At 70.3% G+C, this 6450-nt stretch carries 5 protein-coding genes; 4 read left to right on the forward strand and 1 reads right to left on the reverse strand.

Annotated elements, in window-relative coordinates; all coding sequences use genetic code 11:
- The 3 genes from KBI44_20940 to KBI44_20950 all read left to right on the forward strand — a co-directional run.
- The coding region (locus KBI44_20940; protein ID MBP9146951.1) for a copper-translocating P-type ATPase at positions 1-1991 on the forward strand (1991 nt) is incomplete at its 5' end.
- A 104-nt stretch (positions 1992-2095) separates the two neighbouring features.
- Entirely contained in the window at positions 2096-3457 is a 1362-nt protein-coding gene (locus tag KBI44_20945; protein MBP9146952.1) for a TolC family protein, read from the forward strand.
- Positions 3454-4812: a copper oxidase gene (locus KBI44_20950; protein ID MBP9146953.1), complete on the forward strand. Its 1359-nt coding sequence runs from the start codon at positions 3454-3456 to the stop codon at positions 4810-4812. Before KBI44_20945 ends, KBI44_20950 begins: the two co-directional genes overlap by 4 nt.
- 180 nt (positions 4813-4992) lie before the next feature.
- Here the strand turns inward: KBI44_20950 and KBI44_20955 are convergent, their stop codons facing one another.
- Entirely contained in the window at positions 4993-5445 is a 453-nt protein-coding gene (locus tag KBI44_20955) for a hypothetical protein (GenBank protein MBP9146954.1), read from the reverse strand.
- A gap of 605 nt (positions 5446-6050) precedes the next feature.
- On the opposite strand from KBI44_20955, the gene KBI44_20960 reads away from it, so the two are divergent.
- The coding region (locus KBI44_20960) for a D-aminoacylase (protein ID MBP9146955.1) at positions 6051-6450 on the forward strand (400 nt) is incomplete at its 3' end.

A 6450-nucleotide genomic window follows, 5' to 3' on the forward strand; every position in this document is an offset into this window, starting at 1 on the left:
TGGGCGAGATGATCCCGGGCGACCCGCTCGGAGAGTTCCTGTCGCCGCAGGTGCGGCTCTGGCTGCAGCTTCTCTTCGCGACACCGGTCGCCGTCTGGGCGGCCTGGCCGTTCTACGAGCGCGCCGTGGTCTCGGTGAGGAACCGTAGCCTCAATATGTTCACCCTGATCGGGCTCGGCGTCGGCGTCGCCTACGGCTACAGCCTGGTCGCGGCTTTCTTCCCCAATCTGCTGCCGCACACGATGCGGCATGGCGGAGTCGGTGGGTCGGTACCGGTCTATTTCGAAGCGGCGGCGGTGATTACCGCCCTGGTGCTGCTCGGCCAGGTGCTCGAGCTGCGCGCGCGCGGCGAGACGGGCTCGGCGTTGAAGAAGCTCCTCGGTCTTCAGGCGACCTCCGCGCGGCGGATCGCCGCCGACGGCAGCGAGGCGGACGTGCCGCTCGCCGAGGTCCGGGTGGGCGACCGACTGCGGGTCCGACCGGGCGAGAAGATCCCGGTGGACGGCCTGGTCCTCGACGGACGCAGCGCGGTGGACGAATCGATGGTCTCCGGCGAGCCGATTCCGGTCGAGAAGGTGGCGGGCGCGAAGGTGGTCGGCGCCACCGTCAACGGCACGGGCGGCCTCGTCATCCGCGCCGAGAGAGTCGGCGGAGAGACGCTCCTCGCCCGCATCGTCGCCATGGTCGCCACGGCGCAGCGCAGCCGGGCACCGATCCAGAAGCTCGCCGACCGGATCTCGGCCGTCTTCGTACTGACGGTGCTGGCGGTCGCTGCAGTGACCTTCGCGCTCTGGTCGATGCTCGGGCCCGAGCCGCGCCTCGCGCACGCCCTGGTCAACGCGGTCGCGGTGCTGATCATCGCCTGCCCTTGCGCTCTCGGGCTCGCGACTCCGATGTCGATCATGGTGGCGATGGGGCGGGGCGCCTCGATGGGCGTCCTGTTTCGCAACGCCGAGGCGATCGAGCTCCTGGGCAGCGTCGATACGCTGGTCGTCGACAAGACCGGAACTCTCACCGAGGGCAGGCCGAAGCTCACCGACTTCGCGCTCGCCCCCGGCTTCTCCGCGTTGGGCGAGAGAGAGCTCCTCGGCCTCGTCGCCGGCCTCGAGCTGGCGAGCGAGCATCCGTTGGCGGCGGCGATCGTCGGCGGTGCGCGGGAGCGCGGAGCCCGTCCGGCACTCATGGCGGAGAACGAGAGCTTCGACTCGGTCACCGGAAAGGGCGTGCAGGGGACGGTTTCGGGCCATCGGCTGCTGGTCGGCAACCGAGCGCTGCTCGAGGGCGCCGGCGTCGATCCCGCGCCGCTCGTCGCCGCGGCCGCGGCGCTGCGGACCGCGGGAAAGACCGTGATGTTCGTCGCCGTCGATGACCAGGCTGCGGCGCTCGCGGCGGTCGCCGATCCGGTGAAGGGCTCGACGCCGGAGGCGATTCGCGCACTTTCGGCGGAAGGCATCCGGATCGTCATGCTGACCGGCGACAGCCGAGCGACCGCCGAGGCGGTGGCGAAGGGGCTGGGGATCGACGAGGTGATCGCAGAGGTGTTGCCTGACCAGAAGCTCGCGGTGATCGAGCGTCTCGAGAAGGAGGGGCGGAAGGTCGCCATGGCGGGCGACGGCGTGAACGACGCTCCGGCGCTGGCGCGCGCCCGGGTCGGCATCGCGATGGGCACCGGCACCGACGTCGCCATGGAATCCGCCGGCGTGACGCTCGTGAAGGGGGATCTCGGGGGGATCGTGCGCGCCCGGCGGCTGTCGCACGCGACGATGCGGAACATCCGCCAGAACCTCTTCTGGGCCTTCGCCTACAACGCCGCCGGCGTGCCGATCGCCGCCGGGATCCTCTATCCCTGGACCGGCTGGCTGCTCTCCCCCATGCTCGCCGCCGCCGCGATGAGCTTCTCCTCGGTGACCGTGATCGCGAACGCGCTCCGCCTGCGCCGTGCCGCGCTCGATTCGCCCGCTGGCGCCACCGCCGTTTCCTCTCAGCGCTGATGCCAGGGGGTCGCTTCGTGACCTCTCTCGAATCGCGTCCTTGGCTCTCGCGGCCCGCCTTCTGGAAGGGCCGGGGCGCCCGGCTCTTGGTGGGGCTCCCTCTGGTGCTCAATTCGGCCTGCGCCTCGGTCGACGCCAGGCCGTCGTTCGACAGCGTGGCGGCGACGGTTGCGGAACGCTCCGGAGCCCAGCCGGTCTGGTCGCGGACCGCCGCGGACGATGAAGCCACCGAGCGCGCGGCCCGGGAGCTGCTGGAAGCGCCGCTCGACGACGCTGCGGCGGCCCGGATCGCGCTCCTGCGCAATCGGGCGCTGATCGGGGAGATCGAGGAGCTGGGCATCGCCCGGGCGGACTATGCCCAGGCGACGCGCCTCGTGAATCCGACGCTCGCGGCCTCCCGCCGGACCTCGGGCTCGGCGCCCGGGAGCAACGTCGAGGTCGCGCTGGTCGCCGACCTGCTCGACGTGCTGGTCCAGCCGGCCCGCGCCCGCCTCGCGGCCGTGGAGTTCGAAGCGGCCAGGCTCCGGCTGGGGCAGACGATGCTCGATCTGGTGGCCGATGCCCGCACCGGCTACGTCGTTCTGGTCGCTGCCGAGGAGAGCCTCGAACGGGTCGCGCTGGTGCGCGATCTCACGCGGGCCGCCGCCAAGCTCGCCCGCCGGCAGGCTGCCGCGGGAAACCTCGCAGAGCGGGACGTCGCCCTCTTCGAGGCCGAGGAGGCGGAGGCGACGATCGACCTCACCCGGGCGGAGGTCGAGGCCGGCGGCGCTCGCGAGCGGTTCAAAGTTCTCCTCGGCCTGAGGCAGGAGGGCCCCGCCTGGTCGGTCGCGCGGCACCTGCCGGCGCTGCCCGGTGCGGAGCCCGATCTGACGGGTCTCGAACAGCAGGCGCTCGCGAACCGGCTCGACCTCGACGCGGCGCGTTTCGGCGTCGATCTGGTCGGTCGGGCCCTCTCCCTGAAGAGGGGAACGCGCTTCTTTCCGGTCGGCGTCGAAGTCGGCTTCAGTCGCGAGACAGAGCTCGACGGTGTTCGCCTCGAAGGGCCGCAGATCGCCATTGCCCTGCCGATCTTCGACACCGGAGCCGCCTCGATCGCCCGGCTCGAAGCCGAGGAGCGGCGCGCACGCCGGCAACTCGAAGGGCTCGCGCTCGAGATCGCTTCGGAGGTGCGGGTGCGCCGCCAAGAGCTCCTCGGAGCCCGCTCGCTGGTCGAGACCTATGAAGGAGTGCTCCTGCCGAAGCGCCGCGCGATCCTCGAGCAGACGCTCCTGCACTACAACATGATGCTCGAGGGCGTTTACGACCTGCTGCGCGCGCGTCGCGAAGAGACCGGGTCGGCGCTCGCCGCGACCGCGGCGTTGCGCGAGTACTGGCTTGCCAGGATCGGGCTCGAGCGCGCCATCGGCGCACGCCTGATCGATGCCACCCCAACGACGACCGATCCTTCCTCTGGAGGCGCGCGATGATCTCCCGCAGAACCTGGCTCTCGCGTGCCGCGCTGATCGCCTCCGGCGCCGCGTTGGTGGATCGGGCCCGCGTGGCCCTCGGTGGAGGCGCAGCCTGGGCGCAAGAGCCGCACGCCGGGCACTCGCAGCCGGAGGTGCCCCCGGCGACCGACCCGCGGTCGGTCCACACGCCAGCGCCCCCGCCGGCGCGGGTCGCGTCGGGAAATCTCCCCTACACCCCGGTCATCACACCGAACGGTTCGACGCTGCCGTTCGTGATGAAGGACGGCGTCAAGGAGTTTCATCTCGTCGCCGAGCCGGTCGAAGTCGAGTTCGCTCCCGGGATGAAGGTCAACGCCTGGGGCTACAACGGCTCGGCTCCCGGACCCACGATCGAGGCAGTCGAGGGAGATCGCGTCCGGTTCGTGGTCGAGAATCGTCTGCCGGAGCACACCACCATCCACTGGCACGGCATTCTGCTCCCGGCGGGGATGGACGGCGTCGGGGGACTCAACCAGCCGCAGATCCAGCCGGGCGAGACCTACGTCTACGAGTTCACGCTGCGCCAGCACGGCACGCACCTCTATCATCCGCACGCCGACGAGATGGTGCAGATGGCGATGGGCATGATGGGTTTCTTCATCATCCATCCGCGCCGGCCCGAGCGCCGGATCGATCGCGACTTCTGCCTCTTTCCGCACATGTTTTACGTGCGGCCGGGCACGAAGACTCCCGACGCCGCGGTCATGCTCGACTTCAATCTCTTCACCTTCAACGGCAAGGTCTATCCCGGCACGGAGGCGCTGGTCTGCAGGCTGGGCGACCGCACCCGCATCCGGCTCGCGAACCTGAGCATGACGAGCCACCCCATCCACCTGCACGGCCATCAGATGTGGGTCACCGAGACCGACGGCGGGCAGATCCCGCGCTCCGCCTGGTGGCCGGAGACGACGGTGAACGTCTTTCCCGGCACCACGCGCGCCTTCGAGTTCGTCGCCGACAACCCTGGAGACTGGGCACTGCATTGCCACAAGACGCATCACACGATGAACGCCATGGGGCACGACGTTCCGAACCTCCTCGGCGTCGACCAGAAGGGCGTTTCGCAGGACATTTCCCGTCTCGTCAAAGGCTACATGGCGATGGGGTCGACCGGCATGGCCGAGCACGCCGCACACTCGGAGCTCATGCCGGGAGTGCCGAACACGCTGCCGATGATGACCGGCACGGGTCCCTTCGGACCGATCGAGATGGGCGGCATGTTCACGGTTCTGAAGATCCGCGAGAGCCTCGCGAGCTACGAGGATCCGGGCTGGTACGACTACCCGGAGGGGACCGTCGCGCGGCGGGTCGGCGCGGCCCCGACCGGCAGCTAGGTCGACGGTCGGGCCTGCGGCTGCGCTACTCCGGGGAAATTCTCCGGAAGGTCCCGTCCCGCGATCCTCTGGCGCGAGTGCGGAGAATCGCCACTCGAGAAGCCTCCTTCTCCATAGGCGGGAAGGCAAAGAGAGGGGCGCTGCCGCGCCCCTCTCTTTTTCAACTGCGATGCGTCGGCCTCAGCTCTTGGCCGGAGCCTCCGCGGCCGCGGGGTGCGGGCAGGCCTTGCCGGCGCCGCTGCAGCAGCAACGAGTTTCGTCGCCGCCCTTGTGCATGGCAGCGTGGTGGGCGCAGGAGGCTTTGGCGTCGGCGGTCGCGTCGCCCTTCATGCAGTCGGCATGCTTGGCGCAACAGGCTTTGCCCTCGCCAGCGACGCCGTCCTTGTGCATGGCAGCGTGTTGGGCGCGACAGGCTTCACCCTTCTCGCCCTCCGTCTGCATCCTGGCGTGGTCGCAATTCATGCCGGCCTTGCCGTCGGCGGAGTCGTGGTGCCTGCAGCAGGCTTTCTCCATTGCCTGGGGGGCTTTGGCTGCGTCGGGGGCCGGTGTATCCGCTGCGGCGCCGGCGAAGGCAGAGACGGTGAGACCGAAGGCGAGGGCGAACAGCGAAACGGTGGTCTTGCTTGCGTGCATGATCGATATCTTTCTGGGCCCGCGGCGCGGACCCGGTTCAAGATTGGAGTTCGAGGCGAAGGACGGGACCTTCAGGCCGTGAGCGGGGGCGGCCGGGGGGAGCGCGGAGCGGCGGCCGGAGAGGCGCGCGGCCGCAGTACCGGGGCCTCCCGCCAGTCAAGGCGAGCGGGACGGGGGGCGTCCAGTGTGACGAGGACCTCGAGTCGGGAGGCCGCGACCGGCGCCGCGACCTCTCTGGTGGGCGCCTGGCGAAGGATAGGCGGAGTCGGATGCAGCCGGCAGTTGCCGGAGTCGCGGGTCGGACGGGTCTTCGGGCAGCCCGCCGGTCGCTGGCTCGGACAGCCGTTGTTGCGCTCCATCCGTGAGCAACTCGAGGCGACTGCCGCAGCATGGTGACCGCAGGTCGGCGCCATCGGCAGGCACTCGCGGACCTCGGCAGGGAGCGAAGCGGCGATGGCGAAGAGCGAGAGGGCCAGAACGGCGGAGCGGCGCATCACCAAAAGCGTACAGCACGATGGATGCCCGGTCTCCCACCCGATCGGCCGGCCGGCCGCGTCCACAGGGCGCACGGTGAGGTTGATAGGCTCCTTCGCGCGATGGGTGCGATGCGACGGACACCGCTTCTCTGCCTTTTCGTGACCCTGGCCGCCCCTTTCGGTGCCGCCTCGGCAGAGGCTGTATCCACCACGCGGATCACTCGCGCCCTGATCCTCGACGGCAGCGGCGCTACCGGACGGGAGGGGAGTTTGCGGATCGTGGGCGACCGGATCGCCGCGGTCGCCTACGCGCCCGAGGTGCTGGCGCCCGTCCCCGGGGAGACGGTCGTCGAGGCTCGCGGCCGTGCGCTGGCTCCGGGCTTCATCGACACGCACACCCACGGCGACGAGCAGATCTTCGAGCATCCGGAGGCGCTCGCCGCCGTCAGCCAGGGCATCACGACGTTCGTCGGCGGGCAGGACGGCGACTCGATCCTGCCGCTCGGCGATCTCTTCTCCCGGCTCGAGC

It is taken from the genome of Thermoanaerobaculia bacterium, from assembly GCA_018057705.1.
Classification (GTDB): domain Bacteria; phylum Acidobacteriota; class Thermoanaerobaculia; order Multivoradales; family JAGPDF01; genus JAGPDF01.

Bases quoted from the DNA above. Each gene is read 5' to 3' on its own strand.
- KBI44_20950 (MBP9146953.1), top strand. From the start codon at position 3,454: ATGATCTCCCGCAGAACCTGGCTCTCGCGTGCCGCGCTGATCGCCTCC.
- KBI44_20955 (MBP9146954.1), bottom strand. From the start codon at position 5,445: ATGCACGCAAGCAAGACCACCGTTTCGCTGTTCGCCCTCGCCTTCGGT.